This is a genomic window from Roseateles sp. GW821-FHT09H10, from assembly GCF_059415865.1.
In genome coordinates this window covers 62140-86201 of the sequence record NZ_JBWKOB010000006.1, presented here as the reverse complement: position 1 = coordinate 86201, position 24062 = coordinate 62140, and the positions used below count along the sequence as shown (strand labels likewise).

General features: G+C 70.5%; 24 protein-coding genes. 15 read left to right on the top strand and 9 right to left on the bottom strand.

Annotated features, from left to right (window positions below):
• Positions 1 to 38 precede the first annotated feature (38 nt).
• Positions 39 to 899, top strand: coding sequence for an AraC family transcriptional regulator (locus tag AC07OY_RS24235; RefSeq protein ID WP_495045145.1), 861 nt, complete (start codon positions 39 to 41; stop codon positions 897 to 899).
• A gap of 20 nt (positions 900 to 919) precedes the next feature.
• Positions 920 to 1723 (top strand): hypothetical protein, encoded by an 804-nt coding sequence (locus AC07OY_RS24230; RefSeq protein ID WP_495045144.1) that lies wholly within the window; start codon positions 920 to 922, stop codon positions 1721 to 1723.
• A 40-nt stretch (positions 1724 to 1763) separates the two neighbouring features.
• Here AC07OY_RS24230 and AC07OY_RS24225 read toward each other — a convergent pair whose 3' ends face one another.
• The gene (locus AC07OY_RS24225) at positions 1764 to 2672 is read right to left on the bottom strand and encodes a hypothetical protein (RefSeq protein WP_495045143.1); all 909 of its coding nucleotides are present in this window, start codon (positions 2670 to 2672) and stop codon (positions 1764 to 1766) included.
• A 214-nt stretch (positions 2673 to 2886) separates the two neighbouring features.
• Between AC07OY_RS24225 and AC07OY_RS24220 the strand changes: the two genes are divergently transcribed.
• The 9 genes from AC07OY_RS24220 to AC07OY_RS24180 all read left to right on the top strand — a co-directional run bounded on the left by AC07OY_RS24220 (position 2887) and on the right by AC07OY_RS24180 (position 9105).
• Positions 2887 to 3690, top strand: coding sequence for a hypothetical protein (locus AC07OY_RS24220; protein WP_495045142.1), 804 nt, complete (start codon positions 2887 to 2889; stop codon positions 3688 to 3690).
• Positions 3691 to 3794: 104 nt separating this feature from the next.
• Positions 3795 to 4973 carry an acetyl-CoA C-acyltransferase gene (locus AC07OY_RS24215; protein ID WP_495045141.1) on the top strand — a complete coding sequence of 393 codons (1179 nt, stop codon included), beginning with the start codon at positions 3795 to 3797 and terminating at the stop codon, positions 4971 to 4973.
• A 37-nt stretch (positions 4974 to 5010) separates the two neighbouring features.
• Positions 5011 to 5559 carry a hypothetical protein gene (locus AC07OY_RS24210; protein WP_495045140.1) on the top strand — a complete coding sequence of 183 codons (549 nt, stop codon included), beginning with the start codon at positions 5011 to 5013 and terminating at the stop codon, positions 5557 to 5559.
• Between the two features lie 12 nt (positions 5560 to 5571).
• Positions 5572 to 5751 (top strand): hypothetical protein, encoded by a 180-nt coding sequence (locus AC07OY_RS24205; RefSeq protein WP_495045139.1) that lies wholly within the window; start codon positions 5572 to 5574, stop codon positions 5749 to 5751.
• Positions 5748 to 6584: an SPFH domain-containing protein gene (locus AC07OY_RS24200; RefSeq protein ID WP_495045138.1), complete on the top strand. Its 837-nt coding sequence runs from the start codon at positions 5748 to 5750 to the stop codon at positions 6582 to 6584. The genes AC07OY_RS24205 and AC07OY_RS24200 overlap by 4 nt, the downstream gene beginning before the upstream one ends.
• Positions 6585 to 6621: 37 nt before the next feature.
• Positions 6622 to 7239 (top strand): hypothetical protein, encoded by a 618-nt coding sequence (locus AC07OY_RS24195; RefSeq protein WP_495045137.1) that lies wholly within the window; start codon positions 6622 to 6624, stop codon positions 7237 to 7239.
• Between the two features lie 46 nt (positions 7240 to 7285).
• Positions 7286 to 7915: a LysE family translocator gene (locus AC07OY_RS24190; RefSeq protein ID WP_495045136.1), complete on the top strand. Its 630-nt coding sequence runs from the start codon at positions 7286 to 7288 to the stop codon at positions 7913 to 7915.
• Positions 7912 to 8577, top strand: a complete 666-nt coding sequence (locus tag AC07OY_RS24185) for an SDR family oxidoreductase (protein WP_495045135.1) — start codon at positions 7912 to 7914, stop codon at positions 8575 to 8577. The genes AC07OY_RS24190 and AC07OY_RS24185 overlap by 4 nt, the downstream gene beginning before the upstream one ends.
• 54 nt (positions 8578 to 8631) lie before the next feature.
• Complete coding sequence (locus AC07OY_RS24180) at positions 8632 to 9105, top strand: MaoC family dehydratase (RefSeq protein ID WP_495045134.1); 474 nt, start codon at positions 8632 to 8634, stop codon at positions 9103 to 9105.
• Here AC07OY_RS24180 and AC07OY_RS24175 read toward each other — a convergent pair.
• The 3 genes from AC07OY_RS24175 to AC07OY_RS24165 form a co-directional block, all read right to left on the bottom strand.
• Entirely contained in the window at positions 9086 to 9454 is a 369-nt protein-coding gene (locus AC07OY_RS24175; protein ID WP_495045133.1) for a response regulator, read from the bottom strand. The genes AC07OY_RS24180 and AC07OY_RS24175 overlap by 20 nt on opposite strands.
• Complete coding sequence (locus AC07OY_RS24170; protein ID WP_495045132.1) at positions 9451 to 11205, bottom strand: PAS domain-containing sensor histidine kinase; 1755 nt, start codon at positions 11203 to 11205, stop codon at positions 9451 to 9453. Before AC07OY_RS24170 ends, AC07OY_RS24175 begins: the two co-directional genes overlap by 4 nt.
• A gap of 127 nt (positions 11206 to 11332) precedes the next feature.
• On the bottom strand, positions 11333 to 14386 hold the full coding sequence (locus AC07OY_RS24165) for a DUF2135 domain-containing protein (RefSeq protein ID WP_495045131.1): 3054 nt from the start codon (positions 14384 to 14386) through the stop codon (positions 11333 to 11335).
• A gap of 124 nt (positions 14387 to 14510) precedes the next feature.
• Between AC07OY_RS24165 and AC07OY_RS24160 the strand changes: the two genes are divergently transcribed.
• Complete coding sequence (locus tag AC07OY_RS24160) at positions 14511 to 15653, top strand: acyl-CoA dehydrogenase family protein (protein ID WP_495045130.1); 1143 nt, start codon at positions 14511 to 14513, stop codon at positions 15651 to 15653.
• A 16-nt stretch (positions 15654 to 15669) separates the two neighbouring features.
• Here the strand turns inward: AC07OY_RS24160 and AC07OY_RS24155 are convergent, their stop codons facing one another.
• Entirely contained in the window at positions 15670 to 16248 is a 579-nt protein-coding gene (locus AC07OY_RS24155) for a GNAT family N-acetyltransferase (protein WP_495045129.1), read from the bottom strand.
• Between the two features lie 417 nt (positions 16249 to 16665).
• On the opposite strand from AC07OY_RS24155, the gene AC07OY_RS24150 reads away from it, so the two are divergent.
• Positions 16666 to 18309 (top strand): M64 family metallopeptidase, encoded by a 1644-nt coding sequence (locus AC07OY_RS24150; RefSeq protein WP_495045128.1) that lies wholly within the window; start codon positions 16666 to 16668, stop codon positions 18307 to 18309.
• A 184-nt stretch (positions 18310 to 18493) separates the two neighbouring features.
• Here the strand turns inward: AC07OY_RS24150 and AC07OY_RS24145 are convergent, their stop codons facing one another.
• The gene (locus AC07OY_RS24145; RefSeq protein ID WP_495045127.1) at positions 18494 to 19414 is read right to left on the bottom strand and encodes a helix-turn-helix domain-containing protein; all 921 of its coding nucleotides are present in this window, start codon (positions 19412 to 19414) and stop codon (positions 18494 to 18496) included.
• Between the two features lie 202 nt (positions 19415 to 19616).
• Here AC07OY_RS24145 and AC07OY_RS24140 point away from each other — a divergent pair, with 202 nt between their 5' ends.
• Positions 19617 to 20543: an ABC transporter ATP-binding protein gene (locus AC07OY_RS24140; protein ID WP_495045126.1), complete on the top strand. Its 927-nt coding sequence runs from the start codon at positions 19617 to 19619 to the stop codon at positions 20541 to 20543.
• Between the two features lie 10 nt (positions 20544 to 20553).
• Positions 20554 to 21837 (top strand): ABC transporter permease, encoded by a 1284-nt coding sequence (locus AC07OY_RS24135; RefSeq protein ID WP_495045125.1) that lies wholly within the window; start codon positions 20554 to 20556, stop codon positions 21835 to 21837.
• 6 nt (positions 21838 to 21843) lie between these two features.
• Here the strand turns inward: AC07OY_RS24135 and AC07OY_RS24130 are convergent, their stop codons facing one another.
• From AC07OY_RS24130 to lepB, 3 genes are all read right to left on the bottom strand, one after another.
• Complete coding sequence (locus tag AC07OY_RS24130; RefSeq protein WP_495045124.1) at positions 21844 to 22821, bottom strand: hypothetical protein; 978 nt, start codon at positions 22819 to 22821, stop codon at positions 21844 to 21846.
• 81 nt (positions 22822 to 22902) lie between these two features.
• Positions 22903 to 23235 (bottom strand): hypothetical protein, encoded by a 333-nt coding sequence (locus AC07OY_RS24125; RefSeq protein WP_495045123.1) that lies wholly within the window; start codon positions 23233 to 23235, stop codon positions 22903 to 22905.
• Positions 23236 to 23337: 102 nt separating this feature from the next.
• A complete protein-coding gene (lepB, locus tag AC07OY_RS24120; RefSeq protein WP_495045122.1) occupies positions 23338 to 24024 on the bottom strand; it encodes a signal peptidase I in 687 nt (228 codons plus the stop codon).
• Positions 24025 to 24062 lie beyond the last annotated feature (38 nt).

Here is a 24062-nt window from a genome sequence, read left to right as displayed (position 1 = left end):
GGCGCGTCAGCGGCTTCGGACGGCCGGGCGCCGCTGACATGGAAGACGCAGCGACCCGCCTCTGGCTGCCGCCGCTGGCCCTGGCCGGCTGCGTGCGTGGCGTCATGATGCGTGACACCCGTGGCCGCGCCCTCGATGCGGTGCAGCGCGAGAACTACTTTCCCGCGTCGCCGCTGGTGACCCTGTTCTGGTGGGCCGAAGGCAGCAGCGAGTGGCTGGCCACCCCCGGCTTCTCGACACCGCCGCCCGAGCGCCGCCATGCGCCCCTGCTTTTCGGCGGGCCGTTCACGCTGCCCACGCACACGCGCAACCCCGGCGAGATGAGCGCCTTCAAGCTGCTGCTGCTGTCGGATGCCTTCATCGCGCTGACCGGCGTCGCGCTGGACCGCTACGTCAACCAGGTCGTCGACGCGCGCGACGTGCTGCCCGCCGACTGGCTGGCCTGGGGCGAGGCCATGTCGAACGCCGCCGATGACGACGGGCGGCTGCAACTGCTCGAAGCCTTCCTGCTGCCGCGCTGGCAGGCCCTGGGCACGCAGCACCCCGGCCATCGCTACGCGGCCTGGACCGAGGCGCTGGCCGTGCGTGCGGCCACCAGCGCGGCCGGCCGCAGCCTGCGCCAGCTGGAGCGTCGCATCAAGGCCTGGGCCGGGCTGCCGATGCGCGAGCTGCGCGCCGTGTCGCGGGCCGAGAACACCTTCTACGCGGTGGCCGCCGCAGAAGCCGGTGCTCAGTCCGGCGCGGGCGTGAACTGGGCCGACATCGCCGCCGACAACGACTATGCCGACCAGAGCCATCTCTGCCGCGAGACGCGCCGCCTGACCGGCTTCAGCCCCGAGGACCTGCGCCGCCGCATCCAGGCGGAAGAAGCTTTCTGGGCCTATCGGCTGTGGCGCTGAGCTGCTTCTAAACTCGCGCGATGTTGCGTGCGCTGATCCCGATGCTGGCCTGCCTGCTGTGCTGGGCCGCCACATCGGCCCGCGCCGCCCCCTGCCCGCAGCCGCTGCGCATCGGCTTCAGCGACGCGGCCTCGCCGCCCGGCCTGTTGGGCTCGGGGCCTGGCTTCCCCGAGCCGCCCGGCTGGGAGGTCGTCGCCGTGCGCGAGGCGGTGAAGCGCCTGGGCTGCCAGGCCGAGTTGGTGCGCCTGCCCAACCGCCGCCTGTCGGCCTCGCTGGCCCAGGGCCAGGTCGACCTCGCGCTGCTGTTCGGCATCACGCCGGAGCGGCTGCGCAGCTTGCGGTTCCCGCTCGACGCCCAGGGGCGGCCGGACCTGGCCTGGGCGCCGGTTTTCGGCCACCTCGCGCTGTTCGGCCGCGTGGGCGAGCCGGTCGATGCCGGCTGGGACGGGCAGCGCCTGCCGCCGGCGCTGCGCGTGGGCGTGCTGACGGGCTCGGTGCAGGACAGCATCGCCCGCGATCGCGGCTGGACGACCGAGCCCATCGGCGTGCTGGATGGCGGGCCGGCCATGCTGCAGGCGCGCCGCTTCGACCTGCTGCTGAGCACGCGCGAGGTGCTGACGCCCGAGCAGCGGGCCGACCTTGTCGAATGGACGCCGGGCGTGGCCAAGCTGCCCTATTTCGCGCCGGCCTCGCCGGCCTTCGCCCAGCGCCACCCGGAATGGTCGCGCGCCTTCTGGCGCCAGCTCTGCCAGGCCGTGCGGCGCCTGGAGCCCGAGATCCGGCCGGCCGAATGCGGCACGGTGCCGGCCACGGCCTGGCGCTAGGGCTTACCCCTGCAGCCCGCCGTCGTGCGCCTGCCCCATTTCATGCCAGGCACAGCAGACGGCGCGCGTCGTCGGAGAGGTTGTCCAGCCAGCGGCTGTCCACGCCCTTGAGCGGCGCGGCGGCCTGCGCCTTGTCGCGCGTGGTGCTGCAGGCGCGGGCGGCGCTGTCCAGCCGCTGGGCGAGGTCAGGCTTGGACTTGGGTCGGGTTTTTGCGGGGCCAAAAAAGTTGAGCAGCTCCATGTTGACTGCCTCCATCCGCAACTGAACCGCCTGCGGGCCGGCGACGAGGTCGATGTTGAAGACTGTGCTCCGGTACCCGAGGTGGCTGATCTCGAACTGGTAGCGGCCTGGGGGCAGCGACAGCATGAACGCCGGGCTGGTCGGCGCATTCACGACGGTCGAGCGCGTGTTCAGCGAGAACACCAGCACGCGCGTCTCCATCGGCTGCAGGCGCCGCGGGCCGTCCAGGAAGACCCAGACGTTGGCCGCAGCGGCCGGCGCGGCCTTGGCGGGCTCTGTGGATGTCGGCTGTGCGTGCGCGGTGGCGATCCAACTGAAGCCAGTCCGGGTGGTGGCCGACGCTGCGCGTGAAGGCGCTGCCGCTGGCGACGCCGTGGCGGACGGCAACGCGGTGGACGGCGTCGGCGGCACGGTGAGGCCCAGCGCCGCCAGTACGCCCAGGCCCAGCACGAAAGCCTCGCGCTGCTCCTTCGGACGGTACGCAAACACCATCAGCGCCGCCACGAAGCAGAAGATCATCAAGGCCATCATGCTGGCGCTCGTGGTCGTAATGCTGTCTGCGTCCACCATCGCGCGTAGCGCGATGCCCGTCTTGCGCATGGCCGAGGCGTCACCGTTGCGGACCCCGTCGAAAAAGGTGGTCGCCGCCGCGGCGCCGACGCCGGCGACGTAGAAGCCCCAGCGCATAGGGGCGTCGTTCCTGGGCATGGCTGTGTCCTCCTTGGCGGGTGATATTAGGAAGCGCCCGTTGGGCCTACATCCACACTCTTGAGGGGTCGCGCCTGCATAACCACCGCCTCTTGCCCGATGTCCGGTCTGTGGACTGCAGCCATGTGCCGGCGGAGGCGGCACGACGCTGAGATCGCCGGACTCTGGGCAAACCCGGGCACAGGCCTGCGGCCGGCTTCCTAAACTCGGCGCCATGTCGCGCTGGCGTTCCGCCCTCTGTGCCGCTGCCCTGGCCGGAGGCGCGACCCTGGCCGCCGCGCAGGCCTGCCCCGAGTCCGTCCGCCTGGGCTTCAGCGACCGCGCGGCGCCGCCCAGCCTGATGGGCAACGGTCCGCAGTTCGCCGATCCGCCCGGAGCGGCCGTCGTGGCGGTGCGCGACGCGGCGCGCCGTCTGGGCTGCCCGGTGGAACTGGTGCGGCTGCCGGCCCGCCGGCTCAGTGCGGCGCTGGCCCAGGGGGAAGTGCACTTCGCGCTGGCCTACGGGGTCACGCCGGAGCGGCTGAGGGCCTATGTCTTTCCGCTGGACGCGCAGGGCCGGCCGGACATGGCCTGGGCGCTGGCCTTCGGTCATCTGACCCTGTTCAGCCGCGCCGGCAGCACGCCCGACCCCGGCTGGGACGGCATGCAGCTGCCGCTGCGCTGGCGCGTCGGCGCCCTGGGCGGCTCCATCCAGGAGGCCATGGCCAGGGAGAGGGGCTGGGTGGTCGAACCCATAGGCGCCTTCGACAGCGAGGTGGCCATGCTGCAGGCCCAGCGCTTCGATGTGCTGCTGACCGTGCGCGAGGCCCTCACAGCCGAGCAGCGCGCCGAACTCGTCGAGTGGACGCCGGTGGCGGCCATGGAGCCCTATTTCGCACCGGCCACGCCGGCCTTCGCCCAGCGCCATGCGGCCTGGACGCGCAGCTTCTGGGCCGAACTCTGCCACGCCATGCGGCGCCACAGCCCCGAAAACCGATCCATCGACTGCGGCGTCGTGCCTTCGGCGCCGCGGCGCTAAGGCCTTGTCCCGGCGAATGACCCAGGCATTCGGCGGTGATTGACGTGCACGTCAATTGATGGCGTCAAAATGGCGCATCTGAGTTCGCAACGGAGTACATCGCCATGTCCGACCCCATCGTCATCGTTTCCGCCGCCCGCACGCCCATCGGCGGCCTGCTGGGTGATTTCGCCGGCCTCGCCGGCTGGGAGCTGGGCGCCATCGCCATCAAGGCGGCCGTCGAGCGCGCCGGCGTGCCGGGCGATGCCGTCGACGAGGTGCTGATGGGCAACTGCCTGATGGCCGGCCAGGGCCAGGCGCCCGCCCGCCAGGCCGTGCGCAAGGCCGGCCTGCCGGACTCGGCCGGCGCCGTGACCATGAGCAAGATGTGCGGCTCCGGCATGCGCACCATGATGTTCGCCCACGACATGCTGGCGGCCGGCTCGGCCGAGGTCATGGTGGCCGGCGGCATGGAGAGCATGACCAATGCGCCCCATCTGATGTTCGCCCGCAAGGGCATCAAGTACGGCGCCAGCGCCGTCTACGACCACATGGCCCTGGACGGCCTGGAAGACGCCTACGAGCGCGGCAAGGCCATGGGTGTGTTCGCCGAGCAGTGCGTGGCCAAGTACAGCTTCAGCCGCGAGGCCATGGACCAGTACGCCATCACCTCCACCCAGCGCGCCAAGGCCGCCAACGAGAGCGGCGCCTTCGACTGGGAAATGGCACCGGTGACCTTGTCCGGCCCCAAGGGCGACACCGTCATCAAGTTCGACGAGCAGCCCTTCAAGGCCAAGCTCGACAAGATCCCGTCGCTGAAGCCCGCCTTCAAGAAGGACGGCGCCATCACGGCCGCCACCTCGTCCAGCATCTCCGACGGCGCCGCCGCCCTGGTGCTGATGCGCGAGAGCACCGCCAAGGCCCGCGGCCTGCAGCCCATCGCCCGCATCGTCAGCCATGCCGTGCACGCCCAGGCGCCGGAATGGTTCAGCACGGCTCCCGCTGGCGCCATCCAGAAGGCCCTGGCCAAGGCCGGCTGGCAGGCTGGGCAGGTCGACCTGTGGGAAGTCAATGAAGCCTTTGCCGCCGTCACCATGGCGGCCATGGCCGAGTTCAAGCTGCCGCACGACATCGTCAACGTGAATGGCGGCGCCGTGGCCCTGGGCCATCCCATCGGCGCCAGCGGCGCGCGCATCGTCGTCACGCTGCTGGGCGCACTGAAGGCCCGTGGCCTCAAGCGCGGCATGGCGGCGTTGTGCATTGGCGGCGGTGAAGCCACCGCACTGGCCGTCGAGATGCTCTGATTCGATGACAAGGGGCCGGCGCCAACTCCTCACAGCCTTGGCGCTGGGTGGTGTTGCCGCCGAAGCTTGGCCGCTGGCCTGCATGCGTTCGCCTTCAGAGCCGCCCTGGCCGGAGACGCTGCTGGCGCAGGCGTCGGCAGTCTTCGTGGGCAAGGTGGGGGACGTCGAAGGCGATCCACAGGACCGTCTGGCCTTTGCCATTGGTCGCGTGACGGTGGAACGCGAGTTCAAGGGAGAAGCGGGCGGGCAGGTGCGGCTGGTGCTGCCGGAATCCATTGAGCCGGGCCAGCGCCTGCTGGTCTTCGCACATGCGCTGTCGCTGGAAGAGCGTAACCGGTTGATGGTGAGACGGCTCGATCAGCAGCGCTATCGCCAGGTTGCATGCGATGTGCTCACCGAAGGCCGCTGCTCCGAGGGAGTACCGTGGCCTGACATCGACTTTCCGTCACTCAGCGCAGTTGAGTTGCGGGCTTGCCACAACCGGCAGGCGTTGAAGCTGGTGCCCGGGTCGAGGGACGCGCTGGAGCAGGAGGAACCCTTGCTCAGGCGACTTGAAGCTGCGCTGCAACGCCGGCCGCGCCGCTAGATACTCCGCCCCGTGCGTCATTTCATCCTCCTCTTCGTCGCCGCCCTCGTCGCCTACGGCCTGTGGCAGCTGAGCGGCCGCCCCAGCCTCAACCGCTGGGCGCGCCACGGCGTGCGCCTGGCGGCGATCGCAGCCGTGCTGCTGGCCGCCCTCGTCGTCGCCTACCACTCCAACGCGCTGAAAGTCCTATGACCCTCAGACCCCTGTTGCTGACCCTCGCCGCGCTGCTGGCCGGCTGCACCCAGATCGACACCGGCAACGTCGGCGTCGAGCGCACCCTCGGCAAGGTCAGCACCGAGGCGCTGCCGCCCGGCATCTACATGACGCTGTTCAAGACGGTGGACGAGTTCACGGCCAAGGAGATCAGCTTCCAGCTGGCCGACATGACGCCCAAGAGCCGCGACAACCTGACCATGAAGGACGTGGATATCGACGTCTACTTCAAGGTCATGCCGGCCGCCATTCCGGGGCTGTTCACCAAGTACCAGGGCGATGTCGTGCGCCACGCCGACGTCGTGCGCGACGGCAGCAAGGACCTCGTCATCGCCTACAGCCGCGTGTCGCGCGAGGCCCGCGAGGCGGTCTACAAGGCCATCGCCGAGATGGACGCCACGACCATGCACACCAAGCGGGCCGAGCTGTCCGAGCGCGTGCGCGCCGGCCTGCAGGCCGAGCTGGACGGCACCGACAAGGGCGCCTTCGTCGTGACGGCCGTCAATGTGCGCAATCTGCTGACCGACCCGGCCATCGAGGCCGCCATCCGCCAGCGCGCCGAGACCGACCAGGCCATCGAGCGCAAGCGCAAGGAGGTCGAGCTTGCCAAGGCCGAGGCTGAACGCCTCATCGTCGAGGCCGAGGGCCAGGCGCGCGCCAACCAGATCATCAGCGCGTCGCTGACGCCGGCGCTGAAGGAAATCAAGCTTGCCGAGCTGCAGCGCGACGCGGCCCTGGCCATCGCCAACAAGGCCGGCAACACCGTGCTGCTGGGTGGGGGCGGGCAGCCGCTGGTGAGCGTCGGCAAGTAGCGCCTTGCCGGGAGCCTCCGCCGTGGAGATGCTCTGAATGACAGTTCGCCGCCGGCGCCGCAGTTGCCTGCTGTTGCTGGCCCTGGGTGCCGGTGCTGTCGATGCCGCCTGGGCGATCAAGTGTCCGCCGCTATACCCGCCGCACAAGGACGCTCCGGTCGCCGAGGTGCAGGCCTACAGCAGCGCAGCCTCCGCCGTTTTCGTCGGCCGGCTGGTTGAAATCAGCGACGGGAATCATGAGGATCTGACCGGATCTGCGATCGGGCGGCTGGAGGTGGCGCGCTGGTTCAAGGGCGGTGGAGCGCCTGAAGTGCGCGTGTTGCTGCCGCTGGGCTTCAAGCCCGGCTCACGGTTGCTCGTCTTTGCGCGGATCAACTCGCCAGCCGATCGGCTCCGCCAGACCCAGGATCGTCGCCGCTTCCACCCCTGGCCTGGTGCCGTCGCTACCCAGGTGCCGGATGCCGACCTGCCGAGCCTGAGCGCGGCAGGCGTATGTGAAGAATGGATCTTTCCACTGAACGAGGCCTCGATGGACCACCATTCGGGCCTCATGAATGCAGAGTCGAAGGCCTGGGTTGTCGCCCGGGCCAACGATATGCTGAAGGTTCTCGAGGACATGCCGCCGCGCAAGCCCTCGAAAGCCCCGCCTCGTTGACGTAGGTGACACTAGGCAGCGCACGCCCCGCCATCTGAGGCCTTCCATGCTCGGCACCCACGACCTCCTGCTGTTCTCAGCCACTGTCTTCGTCCTCAACGCAACCCCCGGCGTCGACATGGCCTACACGGTGGCCAGCACGCTGCGCGGCGGCTGGCGCCAGGGCGTGGCGGCCGCCGTCGGCATCATGGGCGGCTGCGTGCTGCACACGCTGGCCGCGGCCTTCGGCCTGGCGGCGCTACTGGCGACATCGGCCGAGGCCTTCACGGTCGTCAAGCTGGTGGGGGCGGCCTATCTGCTCTATGTCGCCTGGGGCATGGCCAAGGCGGGCCTGAAGCCGGCGTCGGCCGCGGCCGAGGTCAGCGCGCCGCCCTCGCTGTGGCGCACGGTGCGCCAGGGCTTCTTCACGAATGCGCTGAATCCCAAGGTGGCGCTGTTCTTCCTCGCGCTGCTGCCGCAGTTCATCGACGCCGCCGCGCCGGACAAGACCCTGGCCTTCCTCTTCCTCGGCGCCTGGTTCATCGTCCAGGGCCTGCTCTTCCTGCTGGCCCTCATCGTGCTGGTGGCGCCGCTGCGCCGCAGCCAGCCGCGGCCCTGGGTGGGGCGCAGCCTCAACCTCGGCGGCGCCGGCCTCTTCACCGTGCTGGCCGCGAAACTCGCATTGACCAAACCATGAACGTTCTGATCATCGGCGCTTCGCGCGGCCTGGGCCTGGAGTTTGTCCGCCAGTACCGCGCCGCCGGCGCCCGCATCACCGCCACGGCCCGCGACGAAGCCGCGTTGGAGCGCCTGCACGCCCATGGTGCGCGCGCACTGAAGCTGGACGTGGCCGACGCCGCCAGCGTGTCCGGCCTGGCCTGGCTCGTCGATGGCGAAAGCTTCGACGTCGTGGTCATCAATGCCGGGGTCTTCGGTTCCCGCACCGAGGGCCTGGAGACGCCCACCGAGGCCGACTTCGATGCGGTCATGCACACCAATGTGCTGGGGCCGATGCGGCTGCTGCCGCAGATCGCCGAAGCCCTGGCGCCGGCAGCGCGTGTCGCCATCATCTCCTCGCGCATGGGCTCCATCGCGCTGCGCACCAATGCGGCGAGCTGGCTCTACCGCGCCTCCAAGGCGGCCGTGAACTCGGTGATGAAGGACGCCGCGCTGACGCTGGCAGGCAAGGCCACCGTCGTGAGCTTCCACCCCGGCTGGGTGCGCACCGACATGGGGGGCGCGGGTGCCGACATCGACGCCACGACCAGCATCGCCGGCATGCGCACCGTGCTGGCGACCCTGAAGCCGGCGGATACGGGCAGTTTCTTCAACTACGACGGGCAGCGCCTGGACTGGTGAGTCCCCTTAATCGGCGGCGCGGCCTGTCCCTGGTCTGCGCTAAGGTCTCGGTCCATGGACACGACCTTTGCCGAAGCCGAGACCGCCGCCCTGATCCGCGTGGGCGAAACCTGCGAGCGCCAGATCCGCTTCACGCGCGAGGACATCGCCGCCTTTGCCCGCCTGACCGGCGACACCAATCCCCTGCACCATGACGTGCAGGCGGCCCAGCGGGCCCGCCACGGCGAGATCATCGCCAGCGGCCAGCAGACGACGGCCATGATGATCGGCCTGGTGGCCAGCCACTTCTCGCGCAGCGATGACGATGGCGAAGCCCGCGAGCTGCTGTGCCTGAACTTCAATTTCGCCTTCAAGGCGCCGGTATTCGCCGAGCAGGATCTGATCGTGCACTGGCGCGTGGCCAGCGTGGAATGGAATGCGACGCTGGGTGGGTGGCTGGCGCAGCTGGACGGGCGGGCGACGGTACGCCATGCCCATCCCTGCGTCGTCGGGCGCGGCACCCTGCTGGTCAAGTCAGCCAGCGCCTGACCTCCTCGGCCAGCGTCGCCACGTCGATGGGCTTGCCGATGTGGGCGGCGCAGCCGGCGGCTAGCGCGCGGGCCTTTTCGGTCGGCATGGCCTCGGCGCTCATGGCCAGCACGGGCACATCGCGCAGGGCCGGGTCGGCCTTGAGGCGGCGCGTGGCCTCGTAGCCGTCCAGCACGGGCATGCGCAGGTCCATCAGGATGATGGCGGGCCGGTTCGCGGCTGCCGCTTCCAGGGCCAGCTGGCCATTGCCCACCCACTCGACCTCGAAGCCCGCACCTTCCAGCACATAGCGGGCGAGATAGGCGTTGGCTGCGTTGTCTTCCACCAGCAGCACGCGGGGGCGCGTCATGGCAGGGGTTCCAGGTCGATGATGAAGCGGGAGCCGCCGCCCTCGGCGGCCTCGTGGCGGATGCGGCCCTGCATCCGGCCCAGCAGCTGTGCGCTCAGATACAGACCCAGGCCGCTGCCCTCCTGGGCATGGGCGACGCCTCCCTCGAGCCGGCGGAAGGGCTGGAAGAGCAGGGCGCGGTGCTCCTGCGGGACGCCGGGCCCGTGGTCCCTCACCGCGATGACGAGGCCACCGCCCTGCTGCCGGGCGTGGATCTCGACTTCGCCTTTCTCGCTGAACTTGATCGCGTTGCCGACCAGGTTGAGCAGCACCTGCAGCAGCTTGCGGCGATCGCCGCGCCAGGGCAGGGGTGCCGGCATGTCCAGCTTCAGCGCCAGGGCGCGTGCCTCGGCCAACGGGCGCAGCTGTCCGGCCACCTCGGCGGCCAGCGCGGCGATGTCCAGGGCTTCGATGCTGAGGTCCAGGCGGCCGGACTCGATGCGCGACAGGTCCAGCAGGTCGTTGATGAGGGCGAGCAGGTGGCGGCCCGAGCTGGCGACGAAGCTGAGCTGGCGCTGCTGCTCGGCGCTGACCGGGCCGCTGCGGCCGGCGTGGATCAGGTCGGTGAAGCCGATGATGGCGTTCAATGGCGTGCGCAGCTCATGGCTCATGCGGGCGAGGAACTCGGACTTCAGCCGGTCCGACTCCTGCAGCCGCAGATGCTCCGCCGCGGCCCGCTGGGCGGCCTTGCGCTCGGTGATGTCGTGCAGCAAGCCGACGAACAGCGGCTCGCCGTCGAGCTCGAAACGCGAGAAGCGCACCTCCACCGGCAGTTCGCGGCCGTCGGCGTGCAGGGCCAGGGTCTCGACGCCGCGCCAGTCCAGGCGCTTCTCTCCGGTCGCCATGTGGCGGGCCAGCCCCGTGGCGTGCGCCTCGCGCAAGCCCTGCGGCTGCAGCGTCGCCAGCGGCTGGCCGGCCAGGCTGCCTGGCGCATGGCCCAGCAGGGCATGGATGGCCGGGTTGGCGAAGCGGATGCGGCTGCCGCCGTCGATGATGACGGCGCCGTCGATGCTGGTCTCCCACAGCGACCGGAACAGCGCCTCGCTGCGCTGCAGGGCCTGGGCGGCGGCCTGGTCTTCGCGGGCGCGGCGCATCACCAGGCCGGCGGCGGCCAGGCCGAAGAGCAGGACGCTGACGATGACCAGCACGCTGACGCCCGCCGTCGTGAGGCGCGAGGCCAGGCCCAGGCTGGCCGAGAAGCGCTGCTCCAGCGGCGTCAGGCGTGCGTCCAGCGCCAGCACGCGATGCTGCAGCGCCGCGCGTTCCGCGGCCGGCAGGGTGCGTGCCTGGCGGGCCAGCGCCTGCAGCTCGGCGATCAACTCGTCGGCCTCGCGCCAGATGGCCACCGAGTCCCGCATATAGGGCAGGCCGCGGCAGCAGCGGTAGAGGCGGACCATGCCGGCCACATCGTCGGCGTGATTGCGCCCGTCGATGAAGCCCTGTCTCGCTTCGTCGTCATGCGCGCTGCCGCGGTCCATGGCCTCGCGGGCGCGCCGGTCGTTCAGCGGGATGGCGATCTCTCGCTCGAAGACCTGGTACTGCGCCTCGTCGCCGGTCTGCAGATAGAGCACCAGGGCCAGGGCGGCGCTCTTCTGCGCCCGCGACCACTGGCTCTCGCCGGCCACATAGGCCCGCGCCGCGGACAGGGCGGTCACGGCGAACACGCCCAGCGCGGCCAGCAGCACCGCCATGCCCAGCAACAGCCAAGCCACTCGCCGTGCAGCCAGTGGCAGCACGACAGCTGGAGTGGAAGCGGAAGCGAAGCTCACCAAGGCCGAGTATGCCCAGCCGGCGCCCGCCCGTGAAATGCATTCTGAGGACGGCCGCCGCGGCTGGTGCCTAATTCGTCGACTTGGCGGTATTCCCCGCCACTTCAAAACTGCCCACCAGCACCTGCTGGCCACTGCCGGACAGGCGCAGCACGACACGCTCATCCTTCTGCCCCGGCGTGCCGAAGCCGGTGGACAGCCACAGCATCAGCGTCGTGTAGGGCGAGACCAGCTGCTGGCGGTGGCCGAAGAACTGGGCGCGCACCTCGTAGCGGCCCGGCTTGGCGCGGCGCAGCGAGAACTCCTCGGGGCCGTAGCCGCCGGTGAAGTCGCGCGACATCGCGCCGCCCTGGCGTGTCAGGCGGTTGCCGTAATAGGCCCGCTCGCCATCGGGATCGGTGACCCAGAGATCGATGTCGGTATTGTCGGCATCCCAGGTCAGCACGGTGCGCAGGTCCAGCGGCAGGTTGCCGCGCAGGCGTGCATCGACGCGCGACAAGTCCAGCTTCGGCGTGCGCGCGGCGAGGGCGTTGAGCTCGCTCAGCGCGATCAGGTCGATGTCGGAGAAGCGCCCGTCCCAGGCCCGGCTGGCCACATCCCACAGCAGGTCGACGGCGCGCTGGGGCTGGGTGGGCGCGAGGGCCAGGGCGAGGTCACGCGAGGACTGCGGCTCGTCCGGCGCCAGTTCACGCACGCGCTCCAGCAGCGGCACGGCCAGGGCCGTCTCGTTGGCCTGCAGCAGGCGGTAGGCCAGGATGCGCAGGATGTGGCGGTTCTCCAGTTCCATCTCGGCGAGGTTGGACAGCACGCGCAGCGCCAGTTCGCGCTGGCCCTTGGCGAAGAAGATCTCGGCCGCGTCGATGAAGAAGGCCGTGCTGGACGGATAGGCGGGCCGCTCATCCAGATAGAAGGCATAGCGCTCGGCGTCGCTCGCCTCGCGCAGGCGGCGCACATAGCTGGCGTTGGGCTCCCAGGCGCGCAGCGCGATGCTGGCGACGGGGGCGTTGGCCTGGCCGCCACTGGCTTCCTCGCGCATCACGCGAGCGTCGGCCATCTGCGCGGATTGCAGGGCGGGGGCCGCCGCGCGCGCCAGGGCCGGAGCCGGGGCCGCCGGCGCGGGAGCGGCGGGCAGCGCACTGATGGGCCGAGCCACCTCGGCGGCCATCTTGGGTGCCGGAGCGGGCGAGGCCTGCAGCTGGCGCCTGGGCTCCTGCGGCAGGGGTGGCGTGCCGGCCTGAGCCGCCACGGCCGGCACGGGCTCGGGCGGGCGCTGCGGGAACTCCCGGGACCACCAGGCCTGGCGCTCGGCAAAGCGCTTCACCAGGCCCTCGAGATGCCGCTCCCGGTCGGCCTGGCGCGTGGCGTCACGCTGGCCCAGGCTGCGCTGATAGGCCGCGCGCATGGCGGCGGTGGGCGGCACGATCTCGTAGCGCACATAGTCGGCCAGCTCGTCCAGCACGATCAGCGAAGTCTCGTCGCTGAGGAGGCGGAACTGCTCCCCCAGGCGGCGGATCTGCGCGCGGTGGCGCTGCGCGTCGGCCGAGAGTTCGGCAACGCGCAGCTCTGCCCAGCGCCGCGCCGCCAGCGGCAGCGTGGCTTCGTCGGACGGTGCCACCTCGGTCGGCGCCTTCAGGTCCAGCCGGCGCTGGCTGCGCCGTCCCTGGGCGTCGACCAGGGTGACGAGCATCTGGGCCGTGACCGTGCCCTGGCGCGCGGCGATCGCGAAGCGACCGTTCTCCGGATAGAGGGATTCGGCGACGATGTCCTCGAGGCCTTCGACACCTTCGCCGCGGATGTCGACGATGCGCAGGCCTGGCCGCGTCAGGGCGGCCAGGGCCGCCGCCGTGTCCATGCGGTTCAGGTCCAGCAGGCGTGCACCGCTGGTCTCGGCCAGGCGGCGCAGCCGTGGCAGGTCGGCCCGGTTGGCGGCGCTCACGGCGAACACCGGGCCGGCGGGCGGCTTGCTGCCCAGGGCCGGCCAGGTGGCGAGACCGTCGCTGAACAGCAGGCTCATCGTGTGGGTTCCAGGTGCTGCCGCGGACAGGCCGGCGAGCCAGGCCGCGGGGCTGCTGGCGCCGTCATAGGGCAGTTGCTGCAGGGTGCGGCGCAGGGCCTGCCAGTCGCCGCCGCGAACCTCGAAGACGCGCACGGCCTCGGCGGCGTCGCGCGCCACCGTCAGGTGCACGCACAGGTCGCGGGCGGCGGCGAAGAGGGCGTCCAGCAGCGCGAACTCGCGGGCGTGGTCGCGCTCGGCGCCGGAGCCCGAGGCGTCCCAGACCAGGTTGAGCTCGCGCGGCAGACGGGCCGGGCCGCGCGGGCCCTCGGCGGCGGCGAGCTCGGCATAGGCGTAGACCGCGCCGGCATGCTCGTTCACGACGACGCTGTCGCCGCCGCTGCCGGCCCAGCTCAGGGCCAGGGCCTCGCGGGGCTGCCAGTCGCGGCGCTGCAGCTGCAGCGAGGTCTGGTCGCCGCGCGTGAAGGCCTCCGCGCCGGCCAGGGCGCCGCTGGCCTGGGCCGAGGCGCCGCCGCGCAGGTCGAAGCGCCCTTCGAACTGGCCGATGGGCTGGCCGAAGTTCAGCGGCAGCCGGTAGTGCAGCCGGCCCTGCGGGTTGGGCTGCAGGGTCTCGGCCAGCTGCAGCGTGACGCGTCGCTCGCCGTTGGGCGGCACGGGGTAGATGCGCAGCTTGAAGTTGTTGCCGGCGGTGCGTTCCAGCAGGGCCGGGTCGACGCGGCGGCGCGTGATGTCGTCGAACACCTGGCGGCCCTTGTCCTTGGGCACCGGCACGGCGGCGATCATCTCGCCGCGGATGTCCAGCGCGAAGCCGACGACGCTCTGGCCGGCGTCCAGCGGGAACTCCAGCGTCGCCTCGAGCTGGCGTGGGTTGGGGTTGTGCACGACCAGCTCGATGCGCGTCTGCGCCTGGGTGCCGGCCAGCGTGGCCTGCACCTGCATGCGCTGCAGCGTCAGCGGCACAGCGGCGTCGGGCACGACGAAGCGCGGCATGGGCGGCGCGATCGGCGGCGGGGGCTTGGGTGTCTGGACCGGCGGGCTGAGCGCGAAGGCGGCCGAGGCCGCCAGCGTCAACAGCGCGAGCAGTGAGCGAAGCGTTCTGGCAGAGGGCATGGAGGAACTCCGTGGTCGGGTGGCTCCTGCTTCTACGGTGGCGGCGGGCAAACGGGGTGAACGGGTTCGCAAACGCGCAAGTCGACAATAGCGCCATCCCCAACGTTGTCGGAAAGCGCCACCCATGCTCCTCCCCGAAGACCACCTCGCCGTACAGGACGCCATCCGCGCCTTCGTGCAGGCCGAGATCGCCCCCCACGCCGCGGCCTGGGACAAGAACCACCACTTTCCGGCCGAGCAGCTGAAGGGCCTGGCCGCCCTGGGCTGCTACGGCGTGGCCGTGCCCACCGAATGGGACGGCGCGGGCCTGGACTACCTGGCCCTGGCCGTCATCCTGGAAGAGATCGGCGCGGGCGATGGCGGCACCAGCACCGTCGTCAGCGTCAACAACTGCCCGGTCTGTTCCATCCTGATGGCCTTTGCCAACGACGAGCAGAAGGAGCGCTTCCTGAAGCCGCTGGCGCGCGGCGACATGCTGGGCGCCTTCTGCCTGACCGAGCCCCATGTCGGCTCCGAGGCCGGCGGCCTGCGCACGACGGCCCAGCGTGTCAATGACAGCGATGGCGACCACTATGTGCTCAACGGCGTCAAGCAGTTCATCACCAGCGGCAAGCATGGCGATGTCGCGATCGTCATGGCCGTGACCGACAAGGCGGCCGGCAAGAAGGGCATCAGCGCCTTCGTCGTGCCGACCAGCACGCCCGGCTACACGGTGGCGCGCATCGAGGAGAAGATGGGCCAGCACAGCAGCGACACGGCCCAGATCCTGTTCGAGAACTGCCGCGTGCCGGCCGCCAACCGCCTCGGCGATGAAGGCCAGGGGCTGAAGATCGCGCTGTCGGGCCTGGAGGGCGGGCGCATCGGCATCGCCTCGCAGAGCGTTGGCATGGCGCGCGCGGCGTTTGAAGCGGCGCTGCGCTACAGCAAGGACCGCGTCACCTTCGGCCAGCCCATCTTCAACCACCAGGCGGTGCAGTTCAAGCTGGCCGAGATGGCCATGCAGATCGAGGCCGCGCGCCAGCTGATCTGGCATGCCGCCAGCCTGAAGGATGCCGGCCGGCCCTGCCTGAAGGAGGCAGCCATGGCCAAGCTCTTCGCCAGCGAGATGGCCGAGAAGGTCTGCTCGGATGCCATCCAGATCCATGGCGGCTATGGCTATCTCAGCGACTTCCCGGTCGAGCGCATCTACCGCGACGTGCGCGTGACGCAGATCTACGAAGGCACGAGCGAAGTGCAGAAGATCCTGATCGGACGCGCCCTGGCCTGAGGCCGGCGCGGCCTGATCAGGTCAGGCGCGCGAACAGATGCCGGGCGATGACCTGGCTGGCGTTTTCAGGCGCGCGCGAATGCTGGCAGGCGGGGCGCGCCTTGATGGCGCGCGTCATCAGCGTGACGGGGGCCGCAAAGCCTTCGCAGGCCAGGCCCTGGGTCTTGGTGCGGAAGCCGCAGTGCCGCCAGAAGGCGAGGGCGCGGGTGTTGGACTCCACCACCGTGATGTACCAGTTCGCGATGTCTTCCCAGCGCCGCGCCTGCTTGCTCAGCCGCTCGACGATCTCGCAGCCGATATGACGCTGCTGGAACTGCTGGGGCACCAGCAGCAGCATCAGGGCCGCGCAGTCGCGCGTGGGCGCGTGCAGGCCGACCTGGACCAAGCCTATGGGCTGGTCATGCTCGAAGGCGGCGAAGGTGAGGCGGTGTTCGGGGGCGCACTCGGCAGGGAAACGCTGCCACAGCGGCTCGGCCGTCTCGGCACTCGGCAGGCGGCCATAGTTCTCCAGCTCGTAGCCGGGATTGGACAAAAACAGATCCGACGCGATGCGACGGTCGGCATCGGAGTCGAGGTTGAGACGGCGGAGAAACATCAGGGCAAAAGGCGTACCTGGAAACTTTGAAATCATCGCCGTTGCAAGTCAACAGAAGGCTTCGACGAGGTAGCGGAACGTAACGCCTGTTGCTGTTTTCGCATCTCCCTAACTGTGACGCTGATCGATTTTTTTGGTAGGCCGCACCGTGGCAGTGCGCTCCAAATATTGGTCCGCCAATTCACGAAATTTGGAATGGTGTTTTGATCTTGTTTGCGTTGCATCACCGCTTCGCACCGCCGCGGAAGGACTGCAGGAATCTGCTGTCCTTGCAGGAATCCGCCAATCGCTGAGCGCGGACCGCATCGCGGCGGGTCGCGCTGCCTAGCATCGCGCCGCCTGGCCCTAACGGCCTGGCCCGCCGGCGCCTGCGTTGCAGCCGGCGGCCCTCCGTCCGCCGTTGCTAGGAGCCGTGCCATGCCGCACCTGAATGCCCGTCCATTCCCACTCAATCGCCTCGCCCTGGTCGCCGCACTGGCGGCGGCGCCCGCCCTGGCGCAGGCCGACGCGCTGCTGCTGCGCCTGCGCCAGGCCGGCCCCAGCCAGGTCGAACTGCTGCACGCCGAGCGCGGCGGTTTCGCGGCCCAGCCCGCGCAGGCCGACGCCGAGGCCCTGGCCGGCGACCTGGTGCTGGTAGGCCGCGATGCCCAGGGCCGCGAGCTGTTCCGCCGCGCGGTGAGAAGCGCCGCCACGCTGCATGCAGAAACTTTCGATCCGCGCACCGGCCGTGTTGTCGAGGCGCGCGCCCTGGCGCGCCAGGGCGGCGTGGTGGAGCTGCGGGTGCCGGACGCCGCAGCGCTGGCCAGCGTGGACGTGCTGGAGCGCCAGCCCACGCACGCCCAGGCGCTGCGCGAAGGCCGCGCGATGAGCGCCGCAGTTGATGCGCAGACGCCGATGCTGCGCCTCACGCGGGCCGATATCGATGCCGCCACGACCGGCCGCGTGCGCGCCGCCGCCGCGCCCAGCGGTTCGGCCTGGCTGTGGCAGAGCGGCGCCACCGGCGCGCGCATGGACATCGTGCTGATCGGTGACGGCTACACCGCCGCCGAGCTGGGCAAGTGGCAGGCGGATGCCGCCAAGGTCGCCAACGGCCTGCTGGCCGACCCGCTGTTCGCCGCGCACAAGCAGCAGTTCAATCTGCGCCGCGTCGACGTCGCCAGCCCGCAGTCCGGCGTCACCGAGAACGGCGTCACGCGCAACACCGCGCTGGGCACGGTGGTCGGCTGCTACGGCATGGCGCGGCTGGTGTGCGCCAATGAAACGACGGTGATGTCCACCGTCGGCCAGGTGGCGCCGGCCGACGGCCGCGACATCGTCATCGTCGTGGCCAACACCCAGACCTATGGCGGCGCCAGCTTCGGCGTGATGGGCACCATGACCATGCATCCCCAGGCCATCGAGATCGCGCTGCACGAGATCGGCCACAGCGCCTTCCAGCTTGCCGACGAGTACGACTACGGCAGCTGCGGCACGAGCAGCGAGCCCAGCGCCGTCAATGTCACGATGGCCTCCTCGCGCAACAGCGTGAAATGGCGCGACCTCATCGCCGCCAGTACCGCCGTGCCCACCCAGCCGGGCAGCTATGCCAATGGCACGGTGGGCCTGTTCCAGGGCGCCAACTACTGCACCAGCGGCGTCTACCGGCCCACCGAGAACTCGCGCATGCGCCAGCTCGGCCAGCCCTGGCACGCCGTCAACGAGCGCCGTGCCGCGGCGGTGTTCAACAGCTATGCGCCGGGCGGTGGAGACCCGGGCACGGGCGCGCAGGTCACCGGTTCGCTGAGCGGCAGCGGCGCCATCAGCTACCAGCCTGGCGGCAACTATGTGAGCAGCGCCCAGGGGGGCAGCTTCAAGATGTCGCTCGCCGGCCCGGCGGGGAGCAACTTCGATCTGCTGCTCTACCGCTGGGTCAACAACGCCTGGACCCAGGTGGCGCGCAGCAATCAGACCGGCAGCAACGACAGCCTGAGCTACACGGGACCCGCCGGCTATTACATCGCCGGTGTCTACAGCGTTTCGGGCGCGGGCTCGTTCACGCTGACCTACAACTTCCCGAAATAGAGCCTCTCGTCCAAGGAGCACCTTGACCGGTCCCCCGAGGGGACGGCGATGCTTGCCGGTTCGACCGACAAGCACATCGCCCAAGGCGGGCCGGCTAGGCGAACTGGAGTCGGACGGAAGGCCATGGGCCTCTGGCCCATGGCAGGCCCGGCGCTCGGCCCGCGAATTCCCGGGTACTACGGACTCAACGTGGCTCAGATTGCGTGGCCCGCCACGCACCCGGCGGCTGCCCGACGTGCTGGGCGAACACGCGCGACAGGTGGCTGGCGCTGCGAAACCCGCAGGCCGCCGCGATGGCGGCCACGGGCTCGCGGCCCTCGCGCAGCAGCTTCTGGGCGCGCTGCAGCCGCTGCTGGGTGACGAAGCGGTGCGGCGAGACGCCCACGCTGCGCTGGAACTCGCGGGCGAAGTGGGACTCGCTCATGCAGCACAGGGCGGCCAGGTCGGCGTTGGCGATGGCGTCGTGCAGCCGCTCGGCGATGAAGGCCTTGAGCCGCACGAGCCGTGCATGCCCCAGCCCACCATGGCCGGCCGGCGGGCTGGCGGCATGGCTGTAGGCCTCCAGCAGATAGGCCAGCAGCGTCTGCACGATACCGTCGCAGAAACGCGGCGCCAGCGGGCCGGCCAGCCGTTCGGCCTCGGCCAGCTTCCAGGCCAGCTCCACGACCATGCGGTCCGCGGCGAAGCCGGTACTGGCCAGCGTGCGCGGCACGCCGCCGTGCTCGGTGGCCAGCGCTTCGACGGTGGCCTCGGGGATGAAGATGTTGACGATGTCGCAGCCTGACAGACGCCGCCAGTCCTGGCGGGCGCCCGGCGCGCAGATGCGAAAGCGGTTGGCCGCGATCAGCCCGCCCCAGACGGCCCGGCCCGCCACCCAGATCTGCGATTCCAGCGGCTCCAGCATGACGGCGATGCGGTAGCGGCCCGGGTGGGGATGCACTGTCTTCAGCGCCATGTCCGGCTCGCGGGCCGACCAGCGCACCACGCCGGCGTCGGAGCCCGGCAGCGGCCCCAGGCACAGCTGGGGCCGCCCCGGGATGCCGCTGGCGCGGCACCAGTGCTGCAGGTCGTCGTCGGGCGGGCTGGCCTGGGGCAGGGGCGGCATGGGGCGACACGCTAGCGCCTCGGCCGTGGCGCCGGCAATCCACCGCCGTCCCCGGATTCATGTGCAGGTTTGCCCCGGCGGCAGGCCTGGCCGTTCACGCCGCCGGCTGTCGATTGGCGCGGCGCCCTCGCCATCCATCGCAGCCCGCTCGGCACGCCGGGGCGCCCGTCCTAGCATGCGGCCAGCTTGATGGGAGGGCGGCATGAACGAGGTACTGGTGGCGAGCGGCCTGCGCAAGGCCTATGGCGACAGGACGGCGGTGCACGAGGTCAGCCTCGCGCTGCGGCCGGGCGAGGTGCTGGGCCTGCTCGGGCCCAACGGCGCCGGCAAATCGACGACGGTGGGCATGATCTGCGGCCTGACGGTGCCCGATGCGGGCGCCGTGACCCTGTCCGGCGGCGTCAGCCTGGCCTCGGACGAGGCCGGCTACAAGCGCCGCATCGGCCTGGTGCCGCAGGACATCGCGCTCTACGAGGAGCTGCCGGCGCGCATGAACGTCGAGCTCTTCGGCGCTCTCTACGGGATGGCGCCCGAGCTGCTGAAGCGGCGCAGCGACGAGGTGCTGGCCATGGTCGGGCTGAGCGACCGCGCCAAGGACAAGCCGTCGACCTTTTCCGGCGGCATGAAGCGGCGCCTCAACATCGCCTGTGCGCTGATCCACGACCCCGAGATCCTCCTGCTCGACGAGCCCACTGCCGGCGTCGACCCGCAGAGCCGCAATGCCATCTTCGACAACCTCGAGATGCTCAAGCGCGCCGGCAAGGCGCTGATCTACACGACCCACTACATGGAAGAGGCCGAGCGCCTGGCCGACCGCATCGTCGTCATCGACCATGGCCGCGTCGTCGCCAGCGGCACCCAGGCCCAGCTGTTCGCACTGCTGCCGGCCTCGCAGCTGCTGCAGGTCGAGATCGATGGCGAGCCGGACGACATGGCGCTGCAAGGCCTGGCCGGCGTCACGCGCACGGGCCAGCGCCTGGACATCAGCGTCGGCGACCTCGGCCGCGACACCGGCCCGATGCTGGCCGCGCTGGCCCAGCGCGGCATCAAGGTGCGCGGCCTGGCGTCGGCGCGCGTCACCCTCGAAGACGTCTTCCTGCAACTCACCGGCCGCGCCCTGCGCGACTGAAGGGACCGACATGCAAGCCCTGCTCGCCCTCGTCCGTGCAGAGATCAAGCTGCACTTCTCCAACCGCCGCGCCGTGCTGATGAGCATCGTCGCGCCCATCCTCATCGCCGCCTTCTTCGGCAGCCTGTTCGGCAGCGGCAGCAAGATGGCCGGCATCCCTGTCGGTGTCGTCGACCAGGACCACAGCCCGCTGTCGCAGCGCGTCGTCGCAGCCCTGCAGGCCGAGTCGTCGCTGAAGACGACGGTGGGCGAGGAGGCCGAACTGCTGGCCCAGGTGCGCGCCGGCAAGCTGCGCGCCGTCGCCATCCTGCCGGCGGGCCTGGGCCAGCAGGCCGGGCAGGCCCTGTTCGGCGCCGGCCGCAAGCCCGAGATCGCCCTGCATTTCGATCCCTCCCAGGCCAGCGCCCTGGCCGTCGTGCGGGGCCTGCTCGCCCAGACCGTCATGCAGGAGGTCAGCCGCGAAGGCTTCAGCCCGGCCGCGATGGGTGACATGCAGAAGCAGGTCAGCGGGGCGCCCGGCATGCCGGCCGAACAGCGCGCCGCCCTGGTGAAGATGTTCGACGCCATCAGCCAGGTGCAGCGCAGTGAAGCGGGGGCTGCCGCCGCCTCGGCGCCGCAGGCGGGCGGCCTGTCCATGCCCTACACGACACGCGAGGTCGAGGCCGTGCAGTCCAGCGCCAACGAGGCGCCGGTGGCCTACAACAGCTATGCCCACTCCTTTGCCGGCATGGGCGTGCAGTTCATCCTGATGAGCGGCGTCGACCTGGCGGTGGGACTGCTGCTGATGCGCCGCCTGGGGCTGTGGAAGCGGCTGCGCGCGGCCCCGCTGTCGCGCGCCCAGCTGCTGGGCAGCCGCATCCTGGCCAGCACGCTGATCTCGCTGGTGGTCTTCGCGGTGATCTATGTCGTCGCCATCGCGGCCTTCGGCGTGCGCGTGCTGGGCAGCCCGGCCGGCTTTGCGCTGGTGCTGGTCTGCTTCTCGCTGCTGACGGCCAGCTTCGGCCTGCTCGTCGCGGCCCTGGGCCGCGCGCCCGAGGCCACGCGCGGCCTGGCCATCCTGGCGACGCTCTTGATGGTCATGCTTGGCGGCGCCTGGGTGCCGGCCTTCATCTTCCCGGAATGGCTCCAGACGGTGTCGCTGGCCGTGCCGACCCGCTGGGCCGTCGATGCGCTGGACGCCATGACCTGGCGCGGCCAGCCCTTTGCCGAGGCCCTGCTGCCCAGCGGCGTGATGCTGGCCTTCAGCGCGGCGTTCGCGCTGATCGCGGTGTGGCGGTTTCGCTGGGAGGAGTGAGGGCGTTCAGGCGAGCGGCCGGGTGGTGATCAAGGCGGCGGAGTCGGCATCGTGCAGCGCAACCCACGTCAGGAGGCCCTCATCCTCGACGCCAGCACCCAGCGTCTCTTCATACCGGCATGCGGCATAGCCGGCCGCCGCGCTTTCGTAGCGTTCCACCCAGGCGGCGCGGGTCGACATGCGCTCCGGCCGGATGGGCCAGACACCTGGCCTGGGTTTCAGGTGGTCCTTGATGCCGGCACGCCAAGGCTTGGCCGAGAGACGGGCGCGGAAGCAGTGCTGTTGCAGGCACATCCGCGCGTAGACCGGGTCCACGTCAACGGCATGGAAAAAGGCTCGCGTCGCTTCGGAGGTCGGCGACAAACGGGCGTGCGTCGCGATCAGGCGCAAGCCCGCGGGCGTGCGATACACCCTCAGGCGCCAATCGGGGTGATGGGCAAGGAAGTCGGCAACGAGGCGACGTGCACGCGCCGCCGGCGGCTCCAGCTGGTCTGCCAGCCAATGCAAAGCCCGATCCAGCAGCAGCTTGCCGAAGATCGCGACAACAAGAATCCCGAAGATCGCCATCCAGCCGAGGTCCGTCAACAGCAGCAGCCCGGCGATCACGGGGATCGCCGCGCGGCTGGCCCACTGGAGTCGCCAATCCAGCTTGGAGCCGTGGTCCACATCGGCGATCAGCATGTCCGGCACGTTGAGGCAGCGCGCCCCATAGGCGTTGCGCGTGATGACCGCCTCGCCGTGGCGGCTCAACACTTCTTCCCGGATGGGGATGCCTTCCGCGCCGTTGTAGGCCAGCTTTTTTTCGCGGTGCTGGACGGCCTGTCCACTGGCGGCAAGTTGAGCGGCCTCGGCGACGCGCAGTTCGGCCTGCGTCTGCGCGTCGGCCTGGCATTCGTCTGACCAGCCAAAGCGGCGCAGCGTCATGCGACGGCCTTTCACCGTCAAAGAGGTATGTGCCTCAGCCCAATAGCTGGGAACGATCATCCGGCTCTCCCTGTTCTCGTCGCGACTCCTGTCGTGATCGGCGAAAGGGTAGCAACAGGATGAGGGCAGGCTGCGGCTGAGTCAGCCCTTTACCGGCTCGCTGCGGCTGGCGCGCCAGCAGGCGATCAGTTCCCGGGCCAGGCCGGGCAGTTCACCCCGGCCCACGCGCTTGGCGAAGCCGAAGCGCTCGCCGGCGTAGATGCGGTCATAGGCCATGCGCGACACATGGGCCGGCCAGCCCTGGGCGGCCATCAGCGCCGAGAAGCGCTCCAGCAGCTGCAGTTCGGCCTGCACGGGCCGGTCCTCGGGAGTCCAGTACTCATCCAGGACCACGCGCGTCGAACCCTCGGCCAGGCCGATGCGGCGCGGGCCGAAGCTGGGCAGGGGGATGGGACGGCGGTGGCGGTGCGACATGGCCGTGAAGATAGGCCGGGCAGCGTTCCGATGCCTGCCGAAAAACACCGCTTCCGGGGCCTGGCATCGCGGGAACTCGCCAATATGTGGCTTGGGTCACGCTCAGCGGATGGCCGTGATCCAGCGCTCGAAGCGCGGCGCCAGCCGCCAGCCGTCCTCGCCCAGCCAGTCCGCCGCCACGACGACATGGTGGGCCCGCCCGATCAGCTTCTCGCGCGGCACGGTGCCGATGAAGCGCGAGTCCTCGCTGTTGTTGCGGTTGTCGCCCAGCACGAAATACTCGCCCGCCGGCACGGTGATCTCGGCGAAATTACGCCTTGAGTTCAGGGCCGGCAGGAACTGCACGGCGTGGGGGCGGCCCTCGAGTTGTTCGGTGGCGCGCACCGCGTCGATGACCCAGCCCGGCGCGATGGCCTCGCCGCGCGACTGCCGGTTGTCATAGCCCAGCGCCCGGCCGTTGAGGATGAGGACGTCGTCGCGCATCTCGATGCGGTCGCCCGGCAGGCCGACGATGCGCTTGATGAGGCGGGTGCCGCCGGCCGGCGAGCTCAGCGTGACGACGTCGCCGCGCTGCGGCTCGCCCAGAGGCAGCAGCACGACGTCGGTCAAGGGCAGCTTGAGGTCGTAGGCGAGCCGGTTGATGAGGACGACATCGCCCTCCAGCAGCGTCGGCCGCATCGAGCCCGAAGGGATGGGATTCCAGTCGGCCACCGCGGTGCGGAAGAGGGCGAAGCTGAGCAGGAAGAGGATGAAGCCGCGGTTGTCGCGGAGGGTGCGTCGGATGTCCATGGCCGCCATGCTCGGGCTGCGCCACCCTCGCGTGCCGG